Source organism: Flavobacterium sp. UBA6135 (assembly GCF_002428305.1).
Classification (GTDB): domain Bacteria; phylum Bacteroidota; class Bacteroidia; order Flavobacteriales; family Flavobacteriaceae; genus Flavobacterium.
On sequence record NZ_DIVJ01000034.1, the window covers coordinates 65,144 to 86,584 of the forward strand.

The window sequence follows — 21,441 nt, forward strand, 5'->3', positions numbered from 1 at the left end:
AAATTTAAGAAATGTTTCATTCTAATACTAATTTAATTTTTTTATAGAAGGGGTTTGTCTTTAACGGTAAAATTCGCTTTTTCATATAAAATTAAACTAACCTTTTGAAAATTAAACATTGACAAATTATTACAATGAAATCACAAGATATCCGTAAGCAGTTTTTACAATTTTTTGAAAGTAAAGGACACTTAATCGTTCCTTCGGCTCCTATTGTTCTGAAAGATGATCCAACCTTGATGTTTAACAATTCAGGAATGGCCCAATTTAAAGAATATTTTTTAGGAAATGCCGAGCCTAAAAGTAAACGAATTGCTGACACTCAAAAATGTTTGCGAGTTTCCGGCAAGCATAACGATTTGGAAGATGTTGGGTTTGATACCTATCATCACACCATGTTTGAAATGCTTGGCAATTGGTCATTTGGTGATTATTTTAAAAAAGATGCCATCAATTGGGCTTGGGAATTGTTGACTGAAGTCTATAATATCCCGAAAGAAAATTTATATGTTTCTGTTTTTGAAGGAAATCCAGAAGAAAATGTGCCTTTTGACCAAGAAGCTTGGGATATTTGGAAGGAATTGATTGATGAAGACCGAATTATTCTTGGAAATAAAAAAGATAATTTTTGGGAAATGGGCGATCAAGGACCGTGTGGGCCTTGTTCTGAAATTCACGTTGATTTGCGTTCTGAAGAGGAAAAAGCAACCGTTTCCGGAAAAAGTTTGGTAAACAACGACCATCCTCAAGTGGTGGAAATTTGGAATAACGTATTTATGGAATTCAACCGTAAAGCCGATGGTTCGTTAGAAAAATTACCCGCTCAACACGTGGATACCGGAATGGGATTTGAACGTTTGTGCATGGCTTTACAAGGAAAAACATCCAATTATGATACCGATGTTTTTACGCCATTGATTGAAAAAGTGGAGCAAATTACGGGATTGAAATATACTTCCAACGAAGTTGCAACTATATCAGAAGAACAAAACAAAACTAATATTGCTATTCGTGTAATTGTAGACCATGTTCGTGCTGTTGCTTTCGCGATTGCCGATGGTCAATTGCCTTCCAACACAGGAGCCGGTTATGTGATTCGAAGAATTTTACGTCGTGCGATTCGTTACGGATTTACATTTTTGAATACGAAAGAGCCTTTCATCAATAAATTGGTTGAAGTTTTGGCGAATCAAATGGGTGCGTTTTTCCCTGAAATTAAATCGCAACAAAATTTGGTTACCAATGTGATTCGAGAAGAAGAGGCTTCATTTTTAAGAACATTGGAACAAGGTTTACAGTTGTTGGAAAATGTGGTTTCTGAAACCAAAGGAAATGAAGTTTCAGGAGCAAAAGTATTTGAATTGTATGATACCTTTGGATTTCCAAAAGATTTGACGGCTTTAATTTTAAAAGAAAAAGGATTCTCGTTTAACGAAGTTGAATTTGAGAATGAGTTGCAGAAACAAAAAACGCGTTCTCGTGCCGCTTCTGAAGTTTCAACCGAAGATTGGTCTATTTTAATTCCCGGAAATGTTGAAACCTTCGTGGGTTATGACCATACCGAAAACGAAGTAAAAATCACTCGAATCCGTAAAGTAGATTCTAAAAAAGACGGAATTTTATATCAAATCGTTTTGGATGCAACTCCGTTTTATCCAGAAGGTGGAGGACAAGTAGGCGATAAAGGAACTTTAGTTTGCTTCGCCAATTCGCATTCGCTCGGGTCAGCCAATGAAACCATAGAAATTATTGACACCAAAAAAGAAAATAACCTGATTTTGCATTTTGCAAAGCAACTTCCTGAAAATCTTAACGCTGCTTTTGTGGCGAAAGTGAATACCGATTTACGCACATCCACATCAAAAAATCATTCCGCTACGCATTTGATGCATTTGGCTTTGCGAACGATTTTAGGAACGCATGTGGAGCAAAAAGGGTCATTGGTCAATCCGAATTATTTGCGTTTTGACTTTTCGCATTTTTCGAAAGTTTCTGATGACGAAATCAAGCAAGTGGAAGATTTTGTAAACCAACGCATTGAAGAGCAATTGCAATTGGTTGAGCACAGAAATATTCCAATTCAACAAGCCATGGAACAAGGTGCAATGGCCTTATTTGGCGAAAAATATGGCGATTCTGTTCGTATGATTGAATTTGGCGATAGCAAAGAATTGTGTGGTGGCATTCACGTGAAAAATACAGCCGATATTTGGCATTTCAAAATTGTTTCTGAAGGAGCTGTAGCAGCCGGAATTCGTCGAATTGAAGCGATTACCGGTGATGCCGTAAAAGACTTCTACAAAAATCAAGAAAATACTATATCAGAGCTAAAAGAAACATTGAAAAATCCGCAAGATATTTTAAAATCGGTGGTTTCTTTACAAGACGATAATGCCAAATTGAAAAAGCAAATTGAGCAATTATTGCGTGAGAAAGCAAAAAACTTAAAAGGTGAATTAGCTTCAGAATTACAAGAGATTAACGGTATAAAATTCCTAGCCAAACACGTCGATTTGAACCCGGAAGGAGCAAAAGATTTGGCGTATGAATTAGGTAACTTGGGTACTAATTTATTTTTAGTTTTGGCTACAGCCGAGGAAAATAAACCGATGTTAAGCTGTTACATTTCCAAAGAATTAGTTGCTTCACACAATTTGAATGCCGGACAAGTAGTTCGAGAATTAGGAAAATATATTCAAGGCGGCGGCGGCGGACAACCATTCTTTGCAACGGCCGGTGGTAAAAATGTGGATGGAATTAAAGAAGCGTTGGAGAAAGCGGTTGAATTTGTAAAATAGTTTATAAATGAATTTTAGAACGCCAATTTTCCTTTCTGAAAGTGATAATCAAATAGATTATACTTCCAGATTGGTATCAATGGGTTCGTGTTTCGCTGAAAACATTTCTGAAAAATTCCGCTATTATAAATTCCAAAATTCAGTAAATCCTTTTGGTATTATTTTTAATCCCGTTTCAATTGAAAGTAGTATTGAACGAATTACTCAAAAGAACTATTTTACTGAGGATGCTATTTTTTTTCACAATGATTTATGGCATTGTTTTGAGGTGCATTCCGAATTAAGTAATCCCAATAAGGATGAATTGTTAACAACGTTAAATGCTATACTTGATACGGCATTTCTTGAAATTAAAAATGCTACAACTTGTATCATAACTTATGGAACTTCTTGGGTTTATAGAAATAATGAATCAGGGAAAGTAGTAGCCAATTGTCATAAAGTACCTCAGAAGGAATTTTCAAAAGAATTGCTTTCTATTGCTCAAATTGAAGCTAGTATTCAAAGAAGTTGTGCTTTAGTTCAAGAAATAAACCCAAATTGTCATTTTATATTCACCATTTCACCCGTTCGTCATTTAAAGGATGGCTTTGTAGAAAATCAATTGAGTAAGTCGCATTTAATTGCAGCAATTCACAACTCGCAACCCACACCCGAAACTCAAACTATTTCCCCAGTTACGAGATTATGATGGATGATTTGCGGGATTATCGTTTTTATAGTGAAGATATGCTACATCCGAATCAAGTGGCAATTGACTACATCTGGCAACAATTTAAAAAAGTGCACCTTTCAGAATCAAGCTATGTTATTATGGATGAAATAGATTCCATTCAAAAAGGATTGGCTCACAGGCCTTTCAATCCCGATACTACTCAGCATCAACTTTTTGTTGAAAAACTTCAACAGCGGATAGCTTTACTTCAAAAAAAGTATCCTTTTATTAATTTGGGATAACCCTTTTCAGTTGTATTCAAAATTTTGTGAGTATTGTTTTTTTTAAAATTAAGACGTTAAAAAAAGCTCAAATTGAGCTTTTCTATTTTTGGATAATCGTTTTATAATTTTTGTTGTAAACTTGACCAACCGCCACCGTTTATCACCTCTATGCCATTTTTTTGCAAGAGTGAAGCAGCTTGACTACTTCTCATACCACTTTGACAACAAACAATTACAGGTTTGTTTGCTTTTTTAATGTCGTTTATTTTTGATGACAAGGAACCTAACGGATAATTTTTTGAACCCGTAATATGGCCGTTTTTAAATTCATCAACAGTTCTTACATCAATGATAACAGCTCCTTTTTCTTTAAATTCTTGAATGGAATTGGTTTTTGATCCAAATCCTAAAATATCTAATAAGCCCATAATTTTTTATTTAATTTATTGGACAAAGATAGGATGTGTTTTTATTGGAAAAAGTAACAATGGTTACAGAACTATTTTTTTATTTATACTGTTTCAGATTCAAAAATTAATTCTAAACCATCATTAATTAAATGACTTACATTGGGTCTGTTGGCTTTTACTTTTTCCAAGTGAATGATGACTTGTTCCAACATTTCTTGGTTGTTGTTTTTGTGTAACAACTCAATTAATTCCAATGGAAGCAACCAGTCATTCGGATGATTTAATTTTAAAATCTCAAAGGTTTTTTCAACAGACATTAACGCTGTTTTGCCTTCTCTTAGTTGACGAACGTTTAAATAAAGTTGTTCTAATTCATGACGCTCAGGCGATTTTTTAGCTTTTATCGTGTGACTTGATGGCACATGATCAATCATGTCAAAACTATTTACATCAGCAGGACCTGAAAAAGCCGAGATCACTTTTTTACCAACAGCCATGTCATAAACGCCCCATTCCGGTTTAAAGAGTACGGTGTCGTTATGCGTAACAGTACAGTTTTTAAAGCTTATCAAAATGATTTCACCTTGTAAATTTCTTGAGCCTGTAATTATCTCTCCGGAAACAGTGATGTTACCTTCAAATTCTAAAGTAACTTTTTCGGCTTCATAAATGTCATACGCTCGCAAATCTCTCGGACTCATGTCTTCAATGGCCAGATTAATCCCTTTTAACATGCCTATAGGGCTTCCAAATCCATCTTTGTGGGTATTTGTGCCATGACCTACTAATTCTTTGTTTCTATACGACAGAGCTGTTTCTCCTGTGGTTTGAATATAGATGGATTTGCCATTGTGTTCAATTACATTGGTGAATAGTCCGGAAATTTGTAAGCCCGTACTTAATTCAATTGTTCCCAAAGCTTTTGAGTCAATAAGTTTTTGAACGCCTTTCGGGCCTCCGGTTCGCAAAGCCATGGTGTTGGCAAACTCTTCCAAAACCAAACTTAAATGGGCAAAATCGGGAGTAACATATAATTGTGGTTGTGGTTTTGTGATGTCAAAACTTTGATCAGCAGCGGATATGTCATACGGTATTTTTTTTACTTGGTCGGTCATGCACCAGGCACTTTCTCCAATTGACGATAAAAGTCCCGCTCCATAAATCTTTGGGTTTTCGGGTGTGCCAATTAGGCCGTATTCAACAGTCCACCAATGTAAATTTCGGATACGTGACATTTCTGAAAGTTCTCCCATGTTATTTTGTAAAAAAGCTACTTGGTCTTCGGCTTTTTGAATTTCTTCTTCCGGAGTGCCTTCTGCTTCTTTTAGGATGGACAACAAACGGATGGCTTCATACATTTCATAATCGCGTGACGATGAAATGGCTTTACAGCCAATTTCTCCAAATCGACGTAAATATTCAGCATATTCCGGATTGGCAATGATAGGTGCGTGGCCGGCACCTTCATGAATAATATCCGGTGCGGGTGTGTATTCAATATGTTCTAATTGTCTGATGTCGCTGGCAATAACCAAAACGTTATAAGCCTGAAATTCCATAAATGCATTTGGTGGAATAAATCCATCAACAGCAACAGCGGCCCATCCTATTTCTTTCAGGATGCGGTTCATGCCATACATGTTGGGGATGTTATCCACTTCCAGTCCGGTTTTTTTTAATCCGTCTAAGTAGGATTCGTGTGCTACTTTTGAAAGATAGTCCACATTTTTCCGCATAACATACCGCCAAACTGCTTGGTTTATTGGTGTATAGTCTTCATAAACCTGAGGTTTGATAAACTGCTTTAAATGTTTTGGAAGTCTGTCTATCAGTGGGTTGCTTTCAAAATGGGTTTCCATACAATTTTTTTGTTGATGTCTCGTAAAGGTAAAAAACTTTAGCGTCACTGCAATCAAACCGGAATAAGTTTAACTTATTTTAGTATTTGTGTTTTATTTTATTTAGAAATTTCGTTGCATTTTATCATTTAATTTCAGGTTTGGGTTTATGTTTAGGGTACCACAACGTGGGCTTTACTATGGCTTTACTATGGCTTTAGTATGGAACCACTATTAGCAAGTACAATATATATAAAAAAAAACCACAGGTTTACTGTGGTTGTAGTTTTTCGATTCAATTTCTTGACTTTTATTTTTTCGGCGGATATTGTGCTAAAATTTTAGTCACAAATTCTTTAATTCGTTCGTCTTTTTTGTTGGTGTTTTGGGTTAACACTCCCGAACCTTCGCCTTGCCAAACCAATTCATTTTTTTTGGTGTCGATAATGTCGATGTAAAGGGTTCCTTCGTTGACGGTGCTAACAGAGGTTCTGCCTCCCCACATCCAAGGATCAAATCCCCAACCCCAGCCCCAACCCCAACCGAAGTTGTTGTTCCAAACATCAACACGTTTGTTGTCTTTGGTAAAGATGCTGATCATTACATCAGGTTTTTCACTTTTTGTAAATCCTTTTGCCAATAATTCTTCGTCAATTGCCTTCAGGATTCTTTTTTTATCCAAATCAGAGATTTCCACTTTGTCAATACTTGCTTTGTGGTAAGCAAAGGTTTTATATTGTTCAAACGGGGCTGTTTTGTCAAAATCCGAAGCTACTCTCACGGAGCTGCAAGAAGCTAGGGTAAAGAGTAGTAGGAGGGGTAAAAATTTGAGTGTTTTCATAGCTTTTTTTGTTTCAAGTTTCAAGTTTCAGGTTTCAAGTTATAACATATAACATATAACTTGAAACCTGAAACTTGAAACAATTTATAATAAATCATCATCTACTACATTAGGGATGGTAACTTTCAATAAAGGTTGCGTTGCCATGGCTCTTTTAATTGCAAAGATGGCTCCTTCGTTTCTGGCCCAGTTTCTTCTTGCAATTCCATTGTTTACATCCCAAAACAGCATCGCTTTTAAACGTCTGTCACTGTCTTCACTACCATCAAGAACCATTCCAAATCCGCCATTTATAACTTCGCCCCATCCAACACCGCCGCCGTTATGGATTGATACCCAGGTAGCTCCGCGGAAACTGTCGCCAATTACATTTTGAATGGCCATGTCTGCTGTGAAACTAGAGCCGTCATAAATGTTTGACGTTTCCCTATAGGGTGAATCGGTTCCGGAAACATCGTGGTGGTCTCTACCTAAAATGACATAGCCAATTTCATTGTTTGCAATGGCTTTATTGAACGCTTCCGCAATTTTCATTCGTCCTTCTGCGTCGGCATATAAAATTCTGGCTTGCGAACCCACAACTAATTTATTTTTTTGGGCTTCTTGAATCCATTTGATGTTGTCCTGCATTTGTTGTTGGATTTCGATCGGAGCTGTTTTAGCCATTTCTTCCAATACTTCACAAGCTATTTGGTCTGTTTTGGCTAAATCTTCCGGTTTTCCACTGGCACAAACCCATCGAAAAGGTCCGAATCCATAATCAAAACACATCGGTCCCATGATGTCTTGCACATAACTTGGGTATTTGAAATGAATGCCGTCTATAGCCATAACATCAGCTCCTGCTCTTGAAGCTTCTAATAAAAAGGCATTTCCATAATCAAAGAAATAGGTGCCTTTTGCGGTATGTTTATTGACTGCTGCTGCATGACGAATCAATGTTTCTTTTACTTTAGTTTTGAACAATTCGGGATTGTTGGCCATCATTTCGTTTGATGCTTCAAACGATTGGCCTACCGGATAGTAGCCACCTGCCCAAGGATTGTGAAGTGATGTTTGATCAGAACCCAAGTCAATATGAATGTTTTCTGTGTCAAAACGTTCCCAAACGTCTACGATATTGCCAAGGTAGGCGATAGAAACAACTTCTTTAGCAGCTTGAGCTTTTCGAACACGAATGACCAAATCATCAACGTTTTCAATTACTTCATTGATCCAACCTTGTGAATGACGAATATGTGTAATTTTAGGATTTACCTCTGCACAAACCGTAATACAACCCGCTATGTTTCCTGCTTTGGGTTGAGCTCCACTCATACCGCCTAAACCGGAGGTTACAAAAAGGGCACCTGCGGGTTCTTTTTTAATTTTTCTGAATCCGTTTAAAACCGTAATCGTAGTGCCGTGAACAATACCTTGCGGTCCAATGTACATATAACTTCCCGCTGTCATTTGACCGTATTGCGAAACGCCTAATGCATTCATTTTTTCCCAGTCATCCGGTTTTGAATAATTTGGAATGACCATACCGTTGGTTACCACAACTCTTGGGGCCTCTTTATGGGAAGGAAACAATCCCATTGGATGGCCGGAATACATCACTAAGGTTTGCTCGTCTGTCATTTCAGACAAGTATTTCATGGTTAAAAGGTATTGAGCCCAATTTTGAAACACCGCACCGTTACCTCCATAGGTTATTAATTCATGAGGATGTTGAGCCACTGCATAATCCAAATTGTTTTGAATCATCAGCATAATGGCTTTTGCCTGTTCACTTTTCCCAGGATATTCTGAAATGGGTCGTGCATACATGCGATAATCAGGTCTGAAACGGTACATGTAAATCCGACCATATTTTTCTAATTCTTCTTTAAATTCGGGTAGTAGCGTTGCGTGGTGTTTTGTTTCAAAATAACGTAACGCATTTTTTAAAGCCAATTTTTTTTCCTCTTCAGAAAGAATTTCTTTTCGCTTTGGAGCGTGGTTTATAGTGGGGTCATAAGGTTTTACAGCCGGCAATTCGTTTGGAATGCCTTGTGTGATTTGTTGTTGGAAATTCATGTCGGTTGTCTGTTGTCTGTTATCTGTTGTCTGTTATCTGTTGCCTGTTATCTGTTGTCTGATTGCTTTTTAATCGCACCTGTTTTTTTATCATAGCCATAGGGACAATGGCGGCAGCCGCTTTTGCAGCAATAGCCTCGCTTTAAATGGTGTTTTTCGGTGAAACATTTATAACCTTCTGGTGTATAATAAAAATCTTCGCCTTCGATTAACTTATTTTCAGAATTTGGTGTATTCATAGCTACAAAATTAGCAACTTTGCAACAAATGATTGTAGTAGTTTTTAAATATTTAACCCCAAAGCGTTTTCGAGGCATCACGCTTTTTCCTTTTGTGGTGTTAAAAAACAAATTAGATAAGCAAAATTTGGTTTTGTTGCATCATGAACACATTCATTTGAGACAGCAACTTGAACTGTTGGTTGTACCTTTTTTTATTTGGTATGGTATTGAATTTCTTATTCGATTGTTTCAATCCCGTTCCCGATTTAAAGCGTATCGCATGATTTCATTTGAGCAGGAAGCTTATCAAAATGAAAATGACCTCGACTATTTAAAGAAGCGGTCCTTGTGGAATTTTTTAAACTACATAAATTTTAAGTATTCCACTTAATAGTAGTCTTATTTTTCCTTATTTTGTTGCATAATTTAAAATAGATACACTTTTTATTAAATTTGAAAGTTTCTTATGCACTCCATAAATCAACAAATTACAAAATTCAAAACTACTTCTCAATTTGTTTCCATTAAGCGAGACGATTTGATTCATCCCTTTGTCTCGGGAAATAAATACAGAAAATTGAAGTATAATTTACTGGAAGCAAAATCTCAAAAGGCAACTACCTTACTTACTTTTGGAGGTGCTTTCTCCAATCACATTGCGGCAGTTGCTTATGCAGGAAGAGAAAATGGGTTACAAACCATTGGTGTTATTCGTGGCGATGAATTAGAAAATCAGATTGCACAAAATCCCACTTTGAAATTTGCCCATGAAAGCGGGATGCAGTTTAAATTTATATCAAGAGCCGCTTATAAAGACAAAGAAAGTTCCGATTTTTTGTTGGCATTACAAGAAGAATTTGGTAGCTTTTATCTACTTCCTGAGGGTGGTACAAACGATCTGGCAGTAAAAGGTTGTGAAGAGATTTTAACACCCGAAGATGCGATATTTGACTATATATGTTGTGCAGTTGGAACGGGTGGTACTATAGCCGGTATTATCAATTCTGCTTTACCACATCAAAAAGTTTTGGGTTTTCCTGCTTTAAAAGGTGATTTTTTATCAAATGATATTCGTAAATTTGCCAACAATGAGCGTTGGGAATTGATTACAGACTATCATTTTGGGGGTTATGCGAAAGTAACACCTGAGTTGATTTTATTTATGAATTCCTTTTATGAACAAACTAAAATTCCATTGGATCCCGTTTATACCGGAAAAATGGTTTTTGGCGTTTATGATTTGATACAGCAAAATTATTTTCCAAAAGACGCCCGTATTTTAATGATTCATACCGGAGGATTGCAAGGTGTTGATGGAATGAATCAAAAGTTAGCACAAAAAAAATGGCCCAAAATTATATTCGATGTTAAAAAAACTTAGTCTTTTATTGCTTTTATTTTCCATTGTTGCTTGTAACACTTCAAAGCCCGTAGTCCGAACAACCAAACCACAACCTGTTCAGCGGACTGTTAAAAAACCGATGGCTCAAACCTCTTCAACATCAAAATCAACAACTGCTACAACGGCTCCAAAGTCAGAAGTTTTAACGGCTACTTCCAATGTCAAGGTGACCACTGAAATTGTTTTGAAATATATTGATGACTTTAAAGAAATTGCCAAAAACAATATGGTTCAATATGGAATTCCGGCAAGTATTACGTTGGCACAAGGAATTTTGGAATCCGGTTCAGGAGTGGGTTCTTTAAGTCAACGGGCCAACAATCATTTTGGTATAAAGTGTCATAAAGAGTGGACAGGCCCATCAGTTACACACGATGATGATGCGGCTCAAGAATGTTTTCGAAAATATGAGCACCCGAGTGAATCGTATCGTGATCATTCCTATTTTTTGACCTCCAGAAGCAGATATGCCGGATTATTTGATTTGCCAAAAGATGATTACAAAGCGTGGGCACGGGGATTAAAAGCGGCGGGATATGCCACAGATCCAAAGTATCCGGATAAATTGATTAGTTTGATTGAACGCTATCAATTGCAACAGTATGATGGGGAGGTGATAGGTAGTGGAAAAATGGGTTCTACAAAAGTGGTTGTTTCAAGGGAGACTACTTCAAACGTGCAGGTGTATACGGTTGTAAAAGGCGATACGTTGTATGGTATTGCACGAAAATTTAACCTTACTGTTGACGAAATTAAAAAGAAAAACAACCTAAAAGATACAGATTTAATTATTGGACAAACCTTACGTCTGTAATTCGTACTAAATTTTAAATTATACTTATGTTATATCAACGAAGCAGTGCATTATTTGCTGCAGCAGAACAAGTTATTCCCGGGGGTGTTAATTCGCCCGTGAGAGCCTTTAAAGGTGTTGGTGGAACTCCCATCTTTGTAGAAAGAGCTAAAGGAGCTTATTTGTATGATGTGGATGGTAATCGGCTCATTGATTATATCAATTCTTGGGGTCCTATGATTTTAGGACATGCATATGAACCTGTTGTTAACGCTGTAATTTCAAAAGCTAAATTAGGCACTTCCTTTGGAATGCCTACAGAAATAGAAACTCAAATCGCTTCTTTGGCTTTATCGATGATTCCGAATGCGGATAAAATTCGATTTGTAAACTCTGGTACAGAAGCTTGCATGAGTGCGATTCGATTGGCTAGGGGTTTCACCGGAAGAGCAAAAATTATAAAATTTGCGGGTTGTTATCACGGTCATTCGGATTCTTTTTTAATTCAAGCGGGTAGTGGAGCCAGTACCTTTGGCACGCCAAATAGTCCCGGAGTTACACAAGGAACGGCTCAAGATACTTTATTGGCAGACTATAATGATTTGGCTTCTGTACAAAAATTATTTGAAGCGAATCCCAATCAAATTGCAGCTATAATTGTGGAGCCTGTAGCCGGAAATATGGGATGTGTTCCTCCATTAGCAGGTTTTTTAGAAGGATTACGAGCACTTTGTACGGCTCAAGATTCTTTACTGATTTTTGATGAGGTGATGACCGGTTTTCGATTGGCAGCTGGCGGTGTTCAAGAACTTTATGGAATTACTGCTGATATTAGTTGTTTTGGCAAAGTGATTGGCGGAGGACTACCGGTTGGAGCTTTTGCGGCTCGAAATGAAATCATGAATTTTTTAGCACCCCTTGGTCCAGTTTATCAAGCGGGTACCTTATCCGGTAATCCCTTAGCTATGGCAGCAGGATTAGCTATGTTAACTGCTATTGCTAACGATAAAGACCTTTTTACCCGATTGGATGAAAAAACGGCTTATTTGGAAACAGGAATCAGAAATGTTTTGAATAAGTACACTTTACCATTTACAATCAACCGAGTAGGTTCAATGATTTCTGTTCATTTTTCAGCACAATCCGTAATCGATTTTGCAACAGCAAAGGCAGGAGATAATGAAACGTTTAAAAAGTTTTTCCACGGTTTGTTGAATGAAGGCGTTTATATTGCTCCCTCAGCTTATGAAACGTGGTTTATTACGGATGCTTTAACTTATGAGGATTTAGATTATACAGTTACTGCCATTGATAAAGTAGTAGCAACACTATAAAAAAAAGGCTCCAATTTTCGTTGGAGCCCTTTTTCTTAGTTTAGGTGTTTTATTTATTTTGTAAACTTTTCAAACAATTCTTGGTTTGTTTTTAGTTTTTCAATCTGTCCTTCATTTAATAAACTCAAAAACTTTTTGCCTAAGCCTTTTTTCAATGCCACTTTTTCTTCTTTAGTGATGGTTGAATCGTTTAATAATTCCATTCTCAATTGTAAAAAACTTTTAAGATTTTCCTCTTGTGTGCCATCAAAATCAACATATTCAGACAGTAAAATCATATCAGATTTTAAAGTTTCCTGCATTAAAATTTCTTTTCTTTCGTCAGACATTGAATTATCTAATTGTTGGGCTGACATTGATGTTGAAAAAGCCAAACAAGCTAATCCGGCAAAAATTATATTTTTCATTGTGTTCAAGGTTATTGATTAGAAGGCGAATATACTTTATTTTTTAAAACCTTCAAAATTTGAGCTTACTTTTTTCTTCTTTGTTTTTGAATTTGCCCATTTTTTTCTTTGCCATTCTTTGTTTTTGCATTGCCTGTTTTTCTTCAAACTTTTCAAATTGCTCTTTAGTCAGAATTTTTTTCATTTCAGCTTTCATAGCGATTTGATTGTCCAATCTTTCGTTTTGCATTGCATATCTTTCCTCGGCACTCATCGCTTTTCTGTCCGCTTTTTTGGCTTTCATTTCTGCTTTTTTGGCTTCGCTTTTTTTGCTGTTTTCTAAAACAATTTTTTTAATTTCAGTGCGTTGCTTTTCCGTTAAATCCAAATGTAAGGTCATTTGCTTAACACGAAGTTCGGCTCTTTGTTCCGGAGTCATTGCTTCCATTGCAGCAGCTCTAGTTTGACTGTCTCCTTTTTTTGTTTCTTTTTCTTGTGCGAAAGTGGCAGCTGTTACTACCATCAACGCCATAATAATTACTTTTTTCATGATTTTTATTTTTTATGATTATACCACTTTGACCGAAGCAGCTTCAAAAGGTTTAATCGGTTGCTGTCTTTTAACTTTTTAAATGGATTTATTTAACATTATTAAAAAATCAGTATCTTGCTTTTCCTAACCAAAAAAATTTAAAAAATGGAAACAATTCAAGATCAAAATTTAAAACCAATGTCAGTTAAAGATTGGGTTATCACGCTGCTAATCATGGCTATTCCGCTAGTGGGTTTTATAATGCTTTTTGTTTATGCGTTTGGTTCTAATGAAAACATAAACAAACAAAATTGGGCCAAAGCACAGCTTTTGGTAGCGGCAATTGTACTTGGTTTTGTTTTGTTGTTATTTATGATTTTCGGAGCCTTTTTTGCTTCTAATTTTGCAGGAATGCAACAGTATTAAAAATATAATTGAAACTAAAAAAGGTGTCATTGTTTAAATGGCACCTTTTTTTATATTTAAAGTACTTATTATTTCAATTCCACTGTTTTGAGATCACCGTCTACTTTTACTGTGATTACGCCGTGTTTTGATAATCCTTTCATGGCAGCATCCCATTTTTTTCCGCTAAGGGCGGTTTTTTCTTTAAGTTCAGAAAGTGACATGTTGTTTTCTTTTTTTAGTAATTCAACAATGGCCTTTTCTTCTTCAGTTAATTCAATTTGTTTTTTCTCCGGACGCATTTGCGGGAAAAACAACACTTCTTGAATCGATTGGTTGTTGGTTAAAAACATGATGAGTCGGTCCATTCCAATTCCTAATCCAGAAGTTGGTGGCATTCCATATTCTAAAGCTCTCAAGAAGTCGTTGTCAATAAACATCGCTTCATCATCACCTCTGTCTGCTAATTTTAATTGGGCTTCAAAGCGTTCTCTTTGGTCAATTGGGTCATTCAATTCTGAATAGGCATTGGCTATTTCTTTTCCGCAAACCATTAATTCAAAACGTTCGGTTAATTCCGGGTTGCTGCGGTGTACTTTGCACAACGGACTCATTTCTTTTGGATAATCGGTAATGAAAGTAGGTTGTATAAAATTACCTTCGCATTTTGCCCCAAAGATTTCATCAATTAATTTTCCTTTACCCATTGTTTCATCCACAGGAATGTGCATTTTTAAAGCGGCTTCTCTAATCTCATTTTCCGTTTTTCCTGAAATGTCAAAACCTGTAAATTGGATGATTGCATCTGTCATGGTTACTCGAGCATAAGGAGCTTTGAAATTGACTTGATGTTCTCCAAAAGTAGTTTCAGTGGTTCCATTTACTTGAAGAGCACAATATTCCAAAAGATTTTCAGTGAATTCCATCATCCAGTTATAATCTTTGTAGGCCACATAGATTTCCATGGCTGTAAATTCCGGATTGTGCGTTCTATCCATTCCTTCGTTACGGAAGTTTTTAGAAAACTCATAAACGCCATCAAAACCTCCAACAATTAAACGTTTTAGGTATAATTCGTTGGCAATTCGCATGTATAAAGGAATGTCTAAGCTGTTATGGTGTGTCATAAATGGGCGGGCTGCGGCTCCTCCTGGGATTGGTTGCAACACCGGAGTTTCTACTTCAAAGTAGCCTTTGTCGTTGAAAAAGGTACGCATGGCGTTGAACAATTTTGTTCGTTTCACAAATACTTCTTTCACTTGTGGGTTTACTACTAAATCCACATAACGCATGCGGTATCGCAATTCGGCATCGTTAAAAGCATCGTGTACTTTTCCTTCTTCATCCACTTTTGGTAAGGGTAACGGTCGTAATGTTTTGCTTAGAAAAGTAAAATGATCCACTCGCACACATTGTGCACCTACTTTTGTGGTGAACAATTCGCCTTCTATTCCTATAAAATCGCCTAAGTCGGTTAATTTTTTAAAAACTTGGTTGTATGTTGTTTTATCCTCTCCGGGACAAATTACGTCACGGTTCAAATATAGTTGTATCCTGCCATCACTATCTTGTAGCTCTGCAAAAGAAGCTTTTCCTTGGTCTCTAACGCTCATGATTCTTCCGGCAAGAGTTACTTTTTTACCATCTTCAAATTGGTCTTTTACCTGCTTTGAAGAATGAGTTACCGGATATAGATCAGCGGGATATGGGTTTATTCCCAAGTCGCGTAACGCATTCAGTTTTTCTCTTCTAATAATTTCTTGTTCCGAAAGTTGCATAGCCTAATTTTTAGCGTGCAAATATAGGGATAAAATAAAAATGTAACAATTTGTTTTTTTTGTAATTGAAAACAAAGTTTGGTAAAATTTAAAAACATATTTGTAGTTTTGAAAAAAATATGACTCATGAAAACAAACTTTCTTTTTTTATTGATTGGTATTCTATTTTGTTTAAGTAGTTGTGCGATTACGGAAAATTTGATTATCAATGAAGACGGTTCCGGAAAGTTTGCCTACGATATTGACATGTCAGAATTGATTGCGTTAGCAGGTGAGGTTGGGCAACAAGAAGAACCAAATTCTAAAAATAAGAAAAATAAAAAAGGCAAAGAAGTTACCAATGAAAAAATAATGGATAGTACTTTTTCATTTAAATCGCTACTAGCCGAAAAAAGCGACAGTATTTCTATGTTGCCGCTTGAGGAGCAAAAGCGGTTAAAAATGTTAGAACGTTTTTCGATGCGAATGGTTGTTAATGAGCCTGAGAAAATTATGACCTATTCCATGTTCACTGATTTTAGTTCGGTAAACGAATTGCAGGAAATCATGTCACCTATGAATTCTATGAAATCGATAGGCGGAAATAATAAATTGGCCGGGTCGTTAACTGAAATGAAAGATGATGACAGTACTACACGTTTTTATTATGATGAGAAAAAATTCACTAAAGTGGTTACTTCAACAAATATGAAAGAAGCATTGATGAATGAATTAAAAAATGAGGAATATGACATGGAAGATTCAGAAGAACTTTCAGAAGAAAGTCTTTCGGAATCCTTTTCAATGATTTATGAGCAAAGCTCCTTTAAGATGGTCTATCAATTTCCAAAGCCTGTAAAGCGAGTTTCCATTCAGAACGCACAATTTAGTGTCGATAGAAAAACCATTACTGTGGAATATCCTATGGAAACCTATATGGAAAAACCGGAATCTATGAGTTTTGAAATAGATTTTGAATAAAACACAATGAATAAAAAAATTGCATTTACCGATTTAGGTTTAAAGGACTACAAAGCAACATGGGAATTGCAGGAAAAGTTGTTTGCCTCCATAGTTGATTTAAAAATTAAAAATCGTCGTCTTCAAGAAGAAACACCAACACCTAATTATTTTTTATTTGTTGAACATCCTCATGTTTACACTTTAGGGAAAAGTGGTGATTTTTCTAATTTGTTGCTTTCAGAAGAGCAATTAGAAAAAAAAGGAGCCACTTTTTATAAAATAAACAGGGGAGGTGACATTACCTATCATGGTCCCGGTCAAGTTGTGGGTTATCCTATTTTGGATTTAGAAAACTTTTTTACAGATATTCATAAGTATCTTCGTTTTTTAGAAGAGGCTATTATTCTCACCTTAAAAGAATATGGAATAGAAAGCGAACGCAGTCCCGGAGAGACGGGAGTGTGGTTGGGAGTAGGTACACCATTTGCACGAAAAATTTGTGCTATGGGCGTACGAGCCAGTCGGTGGGTAACCATGCATGGGTTTGCTTTAAATGTGAATGCTGATTTGGGTTATTTTGACAACATAATTCCTTGTGGTATTCGCGGTAAAGCCGTAACTTCTCTACATGTTGAATTGGGTGTTGTTGCAGTTGATGAAGAAGAAATAAAACAAAAAATCACTACCCATTTTTTACATCTTTTTGAAGGCACAATAGAAGTCGCTTCGTTTTAATTTATTTATCAAAATCTAATTTCAATTGATCAGGTAGTAATCTGAAGCTTTTTCTATGGTATTTTGTTATGCCGTATTTTTGAATTGCATCTCTGTGTTCAATTGTTGGGTATCCTTTGTTTTTTTTCCAATTGTACATTGGAAATTCTTCATGAATTCTATTCATGTATTCATCTCGGTAGGTTTTAGCCAAAACAGATGCTGCGGCAATGCTCAGGTACTTGCCATCACCTTTTATAATACATGAGAATGGTGTGTCATTGAACGGATAAAAACGATTTCCATCTACAATAATATATAAAGGTATAGGGTTTAATCTCATAATTGATTCTTGCATGGCTTTAATGGATGCATTGAGAATGTTGATTTCATCAATAATTTCCGGTTCAAGATGCGTCACTGCAAAAGCAATTGCATATTCTTCAATGGTGGGTTTTAGTTCAAAGCGATTTTTTTCAGAAAGTTTTTTTGAATCATTTAAAAGTGGTAGCTGAAAATTTTCAGGCAAAATAACTGCTGCTGCTGTAACCGGTCCGGCCAAACAACCTCTGCCAGCTTCATCTGTACCAGCTTCAGGAAAAATTCTTGAGTAATTTTGAAATAACATAATTTATGAAAAAATAGTTAAAATTTACGCAACCATAACGTCTGTTTTACATCTAACTAACAAGTTTGTAGCTTAACATCGAGCTGTTCGCTTATTTTTTAACAAAAATAAATAATATTATTCCGAAGTAATATTTGTTTATTTAAGAAATTATTAAGAAGTTTGCGGAATAACTAACTCAAATAAATTTAATATGAGATCGAAATTTAAATGGATTTACACGCTTTTGTTAGCGTTTTTTATTCAGTTTTCTTATGCTCAACAAGAGAAAACTATCACGGGTATTGTGTCTGAAGGGGGTATGCCGCTTCCTGGGGCAACCGTTATTGTTAAAGGTACAAACAATGGTGTTTCATCAGATTTTGATGGAAAGTATTCTATTAGAGCCAAAACGGGAGATGTTTTGGAATTTTCTTATGTTGGTATGAAAACTAAGACATCAACAGTTGGTGCTTCTAATGTAATTAATATTACTCTAGAAAGTGATACTGCATTGGATGAGGTTGTTGTTGTAGGTTATGGTTTGACAACTAAGGAGGCATATACTGGAACAGCAACTAAAATTAAAACTGAAAACATTGAAGCCAAAACTGTATCAAACGTTTCTCAAGCATTAAGAGGAGAGGTTGCAGGGGTAAATGTTATTACTACTTCCGGTCAGCCAGGGGTTGATGCTACAATTCGTATTCGTGGATTTGGTTCTGTTAATGGGAATAGAAGTCCATTATACGTTGTGGATGGTGTGCCTTACACAAGTGATATTAGTGCAATTAATCCTGCAGATATAGAAAACATGACTATATTAAAGGATGCTGCTGCAACTTCTGTTTATGGTTCAAGAGGTGCTAATGGAGTTATTTTAATTACTACTAAGTCTGGTAAGTCAGGAAAATCTGTTGTGTCGGTTGATTTTAGAACAAGTATCAATACAATGTTTTTACCAACTTATGATGTTATTAGGTCTCCAGAAGAATATATTGAGTTGTCTTGGGAGGGAGTTAAGAACAGAGGGGTGCTTTCCGGAGCTGCTGATCCAATTTCTTTTGCAAATTCAAATTTGTTTGGAGGAAATGGTATAGATCCGCATTATAATTTGTGGAATGTTAGTGGAGCTCAGTTGATTAATCCTGTAACTGGAAAGTTTAATTCTGGGGTATCACGTAGATATAATCCAGAGAATTGGGCAGATTATGCTTTCAGAACTGGGGTTAGACAAGAGGCCAATTTTCAGTTCAGTGGAGGTACTGACAAAACTAAGTATGCAACTTCATTCGGATATGTAGATGATGAAGGTTATGGTATAAATTCAGATTATACTCGTTATTCAACTAGAATTAATCTGGAGCATAAGCCAACTGATTGGCTTAAAGTGGGTGCTAATATTGCTTATTCAGGTTCTAGATATACTAGAAATGGTCAGACTTCTGATACCGGTAGTATTTTTTTAATGGCTAATAATGCTCCTCCTATTTATTCTATCTTTTTGAGAGATGATGAAGGAAACAAGATTGTTAATAACAATACGGGTGATTATTTTTATGACTTTGGTAATCTTTATGGTAGAGGTTTTTCTCCGCTTACAAATGGTATAGCAGATGCAAATTATAACTTAGTTAGAGATTATGTTCATACATTAACAGGGAATTTCTCATTTGATGTTAATTTAGCTAAAGGTCTTGTGTTTGAAACTCGATATGGAGGTCAGTATGAAAATTCAGATTATATTGATATGGATAATGTTGAGGCTATTTCTGGTAATCCTGGTAATCCACTTGGGTATCTTTCTAGAACTGATTATGAGACAAAAAATCAAAACTTTTTGCAGTTGTTGCGTTATAGCAATAAATTTGGTAGTCATGGATTAGAGGCTTTTGTAGCACATGAGTCAACAGAGTGGACTAGTAATTATTTTAGAGCAGCTAAACAAAATGCAATTATTTTTGGATCTACTGATTTGTCGCAATATACCCAAATTGTTGGTAAACCAACCTCTTATACACGTGGATATACTTTAGAAAGTTATTTTGGTCAAGTTAGTTATAATTATGATCAAAAGTATTATTTGACTGCCTCAGCAAGGCGTGATGGTTCTTCTCGTTTTAGAAATGATAAATGGGGGACATTTGGTTCGGTAGGTATTGGTTGGATTGCTTCTAAAGAGGGCTTTTTAGAGAATGTTAAATTTATTGACTTCTTGAAATTTAAAGCTAGTTATGGAGTAATTGGTGATCAAGGAAATCGTTTGCAATATGGGTGGCAAATTTCAAACATTGGGGCAGATGATGAGTATGCCTTTTTGGTTAATTCGGAAGAAAGAAATTTAGATTTAACTTGGGAAAAATCCAAAGTAGCACAAGTTGGTTTTGAAAGTACTTGGTTTAATAATTCCTTAGATATTAATGTAGATTATTATGTAAAGAATACTGATAATTTATTTTTCTCACAAACTCTACCAACATCACCAGGTTTTCAAACAATTTTCTATAACAGTGGTCAGTTACGTAATAGCGGACTTGAGTTTGATGTAGCTTTACATTTATATAAAGCAAAATCATTAGGAGATTTTTCTTTATCAATTGGTGTTAATGGTGAAATACTTAAAAATGAAGTTACACAAATGCCTATTGATTATTTAAATCCTGGAGAAAGAAAGATAATTGACGGAGCTTTGTCTAAAGGTCGTTCTATTTTTGATTTTTACATGCGTGAATGGGCGGGTGTAGATCCTGCAACAGGAGCTGCTTTGTGGAATATGTACTATGATGATGTTAATGGAAATGGTATATTTGACGCAGAAGATACTAATATTCAAAATATGGTATTGTATTTGGCAAGTAATCCTGATGCTAAAGTTGAACAAACTGTAACTTCTACTTATGCACAAGCAACTCAAAAGTATGTTGGTAAGTCTGCAATTCCTAAAGTAAGAGGTGCGTTTCGTTTGAATACAGAGTTTAAAAACTTCGATTTGACAGCTCAATTTAGTTATAGTATAGGTGGTTATTCTTATGATAATTATTATTCATGGTTAATGGCAAATGCTGCCATCGGACAGGATAACTGGCATACTGACATTAGAGATAGATGGCAACAACCAGGCGATGTAACAAACATACCAAGATTGTCTGATAATTTTTCTACTGATGCAAATTATACAAGTGTATCAACAAGATTTTTGACAAGAGCTGATTACTTGTCTCTGAATAACGTTAAGATTGGTTACACATTTCCAGAAAGATTCATTAAAGATGCTCATATGAGTAAATTAAATATTTTCTTTGCTGCAGATAATTTAATGTTTATTAGTGCTAGAAGAGGATTTAATCCATCTACTTCTGAAAGTGGTGCTTCAAATATTTATAGATATAATCCATTGTCTAGTTTTAGTTTTGGAGTAAAAGTTGAACTTTAAAAAAAAA

18 protein-coding genes and 1 pseudogene are annotated in these 21,441 nt (G+C 35.7%); 10 read left to right on the forward strand and 9 right to left on the reverse strand.

The features are described 5' to 3' along the window. Positions 1-134: 134 nt before the first annotated feature. Together alaS and B3L86_RS08780 are read left to right on the forward strand one after the other, a co-directional pair. On the forward strand, positions 135-2,798 hold the full coding sequence (gene alaS / locus B3L86_RS08775; protein WP_291117799.1) for an alanine--tRNA ligase: 2,664 nt from the start codon (positions 135-137) through the stop codon (positions 2,796-2,798). Between the two features lie 79 nt (positions 2,799-2,877). Further along, positions 2,878-3,755, forward strand: a pseudogene (locus B3L86_RS08780) (GSCFA domain-containing protein). Positions 3,756-3,856: 101 nt separating this feature from the next. Here the strand turns inward: B3L86_RS08780 and B3L86_RS08785 are convergent. From B3L86_RS08785 to B3L86_RS08805, 5 genes are all read right to left on the reverse strand, one after another. Continuing rightward, entirely contained in the window at positions 3,857-4,165 is a 309-nt protein-coding gene (locus tag B3L86_RS08785; protein ID WP_291117802.1) for a rhodanese-like domain-containing protein, read from the reverse strand. 83 nt (positions 4,166-4,248) lie between these two features. After that, positions 4,249-6,006, reverse strand: a complete 1,758-nt coding sequence (locus tag B3L86_RS08790; protein WP_291117805.1) for an aromatic amino acid hydroxylase — start codon at positions 6,004-6,006, stop codon at positions 4,249-4,251. A gap of 289 nt (positions 6,007-6,295) precedes the next feature. Then, positions 6,296-6,826, reverse strand: a complete 531-nt coding sequence (locus tag B3L86_RS08795; RefSeq protein WP_291117808.1) for a DUF4136 domain-containing protein — start codon at positions 6,824-6,826, stop codon at positions 6,296-6,298. A gap of 84 nt (positions 6,827-6,910) precedes the next feature. Then, on the reverse strand, positions 6,911-8,887 hold the full coding sequence (locus B3L86_RS08800) for a urocanate hydratase (protein ID WP_291117811.1): 1,977 nt from the start codon (positions 8,885-8,887) through the stop codon (positions 6,911-6,913). A gap of 47 nt (positions 8,888-8,934) precedes the next feature. Beyond that, a complete protein-coding gene (locus B3L86_RS08805; RefSeq protein WP_291117814.1) occupies positions 8,935-9,126 on the reverse strand; it encodes a DUF5522 domain-containing protein in 192 nt (63 codons plus the stop codon). Between the two features lie 28 nt (positions 9,127-9,154). On the opposite strand from B3L86_RS08805, the gene B3L86_RS08810 reads away from it, so the two are divergent. From B3L86_RS08810 to hemL, 4 genes are all read left to right on the forward strand, one after another. Further along, positions 9,155-9,499 (forward strand): hypothetical protein, encoded by a 345-nt coding sequence (locus tag B3L86_RS08810; protein ID WP_291117817.1) that lies wholly within the window; start codon positions 9,155-9,157, stop codon positions 9,497-9,499. A 75-nt stretch (positions 9,500-9,574) separates the two neighbouring features. Then, a complete protein-coding gene (locus B3L86_RS08815; protein WP_291117820.1) occupies positions 9,575-10,489 on the forward strand; it encodes a 1-aminocyclopropane-1-carboxylate deaminase/D-cysteine desulfhydrase in 915 nt (304 codons plus the stop codon). Continuing rightward, positions 10,473-11,324: a glucosaminidase domain-containing protein gene (locus B3L86_RS08820; protein WP_291117823.1), complete on the forward strand. Its 852-nt coding sequence runs from the start codon at positions 10,473-10,475 to the stop codon at positions 11,322-11,324. The genes B3L86_RS08815 and B3L86_RS08820 overlap by 17 nt, the downstream gene beginning before the upstream one ends. A gap of 26 nt (positions 11,325-11,350) precedes the next feature. Continuing rightward, entirely contained in the window at positions 11,351-12,637 is a 1,287-nt protein-coding gene (gene hemL, locus B3L86_RS08825; protein WP_291117825.1) for a glutamate-1-semialdehyde 2,1-aminomutase, read from the forward strand. 53 nt (positions 12,638-12,690) lie between these two features. On the opposite strand, the gene B3L86_RS08830 is transcribed toward hemL, so the two are convergent. Beyond that, the gene (locus B3L86_RS08830) at positions 12,691-13,044 is read right to left on the reverse strand and encodes a hypothetical protein (protein WP_291117829.1); all 354 of its coding nucleotides are present in this window, start codon (positions 13,042-13,044) and stop codon (positions 12,691-12,693) included. Between the two features lie 52 nt (positions 13,045-13,096). Continuing rightward, on the reverse strand, positions 13,097-13,573 hold the full coding sequence (locus B3L86_RS08835; RefSeq protein ID WP_291117832.1) for a hypothetical protein: 477 nt from the start codon (positions 13,571-13,573) through the stop codon (positions 13,097-13,099). A gap of 147 nt (positions 13,574-13,720) precedes the next feature. Between B3L86_RS08835 and B3L86_RS08840 the strand changes: the two genes are divergently transcribed. Then, entirely contained in the window at positions 13,721-13,981 is a 261-nt protein-coding gene (locus B3L86_RS08840; RefSeq protein ID WP_291117835.1) for a hypothetical protein, read from the forward strand. Between the two features lie 68 nt (positions 13,982-14,049). Here B3L86_RS08840 and lysS read toward each other — a convergent pair whose 3' ends face one another. Continuing rightward, on the reverse strand, positions 14,050-15,738 hold the full coding sequence (gene lysS / locus B3L86_RS08845; RefSeq protein WP_291117838.1) for a lysine--tRNA ligase: 1,689 nt from the start codon (positions 15,736-15,738) through the stop codon (positions 14,050-14,052). Positions 15,739-15,864: 126 nt separating this feature from the next. Here lysS and B3L86_RS08850 point away from each other — a divergent pair, with 126 nt between their 5' ends. Then, positions 15,865-16,698 (forward strand): hypothetical protein, encoded by an 834-nt coding sequence (locus B3L86_RS08850; protein ID WP_291117841.1) that lies wholly within the window; start codon positions 15,865-15,867, stop codon positions 16,696-16,698. Positions 16,699-16,704: 6 nt separating this feature from the next. Further along, complete coding sequence (gene lipB, locus B3L86_RS08855) at positions 16,705-17,415, forward strand: lipoyl(octanoyl) transferase LipB (protein ID WP_291117844.1); 711 nt, start codon at positions 16,705-16,707, stop codon at positions 17,413-17,415. 1 nt (position 17,416) lies between these two features. On the opposite strand, the gene B3L86_RS08860 is transcribed toward lipB, so the two are convergent. Beyond that, positions 17,417-18,022 (reverse strand): ribonuclease HII, encoded by a 606-nt coding sequence (locus B3L86_RS08860; RefSeq protein ID WP_291117846.1) that lies wholly within the window; start codon positions 18,020-18,022, stop codon positions 17,417-17,419. Between the two features lie 193 nt (positions 18,023-18,215). On the opposite strand from B3L86_RS08860, the gene B3L86_RS08865 reads away from it, so the two are divergent. After that, positions 18,216-21,434 carry a SusC/RagA family TonB-linked outer membrane protein gene (locus tag B3L86_RS08865; RefSeq protein ID WP_291117849.1) on the forward strand — a complete coding sequence of 1,073 codons (3,219 nt, stop codon included), beginning with the start codon at positions 18,216-18,218 and terminating at the stop codon, positions 21,432-21,434. Positions 21,435-21,441 lie beyond the last annotated feature (7 nt).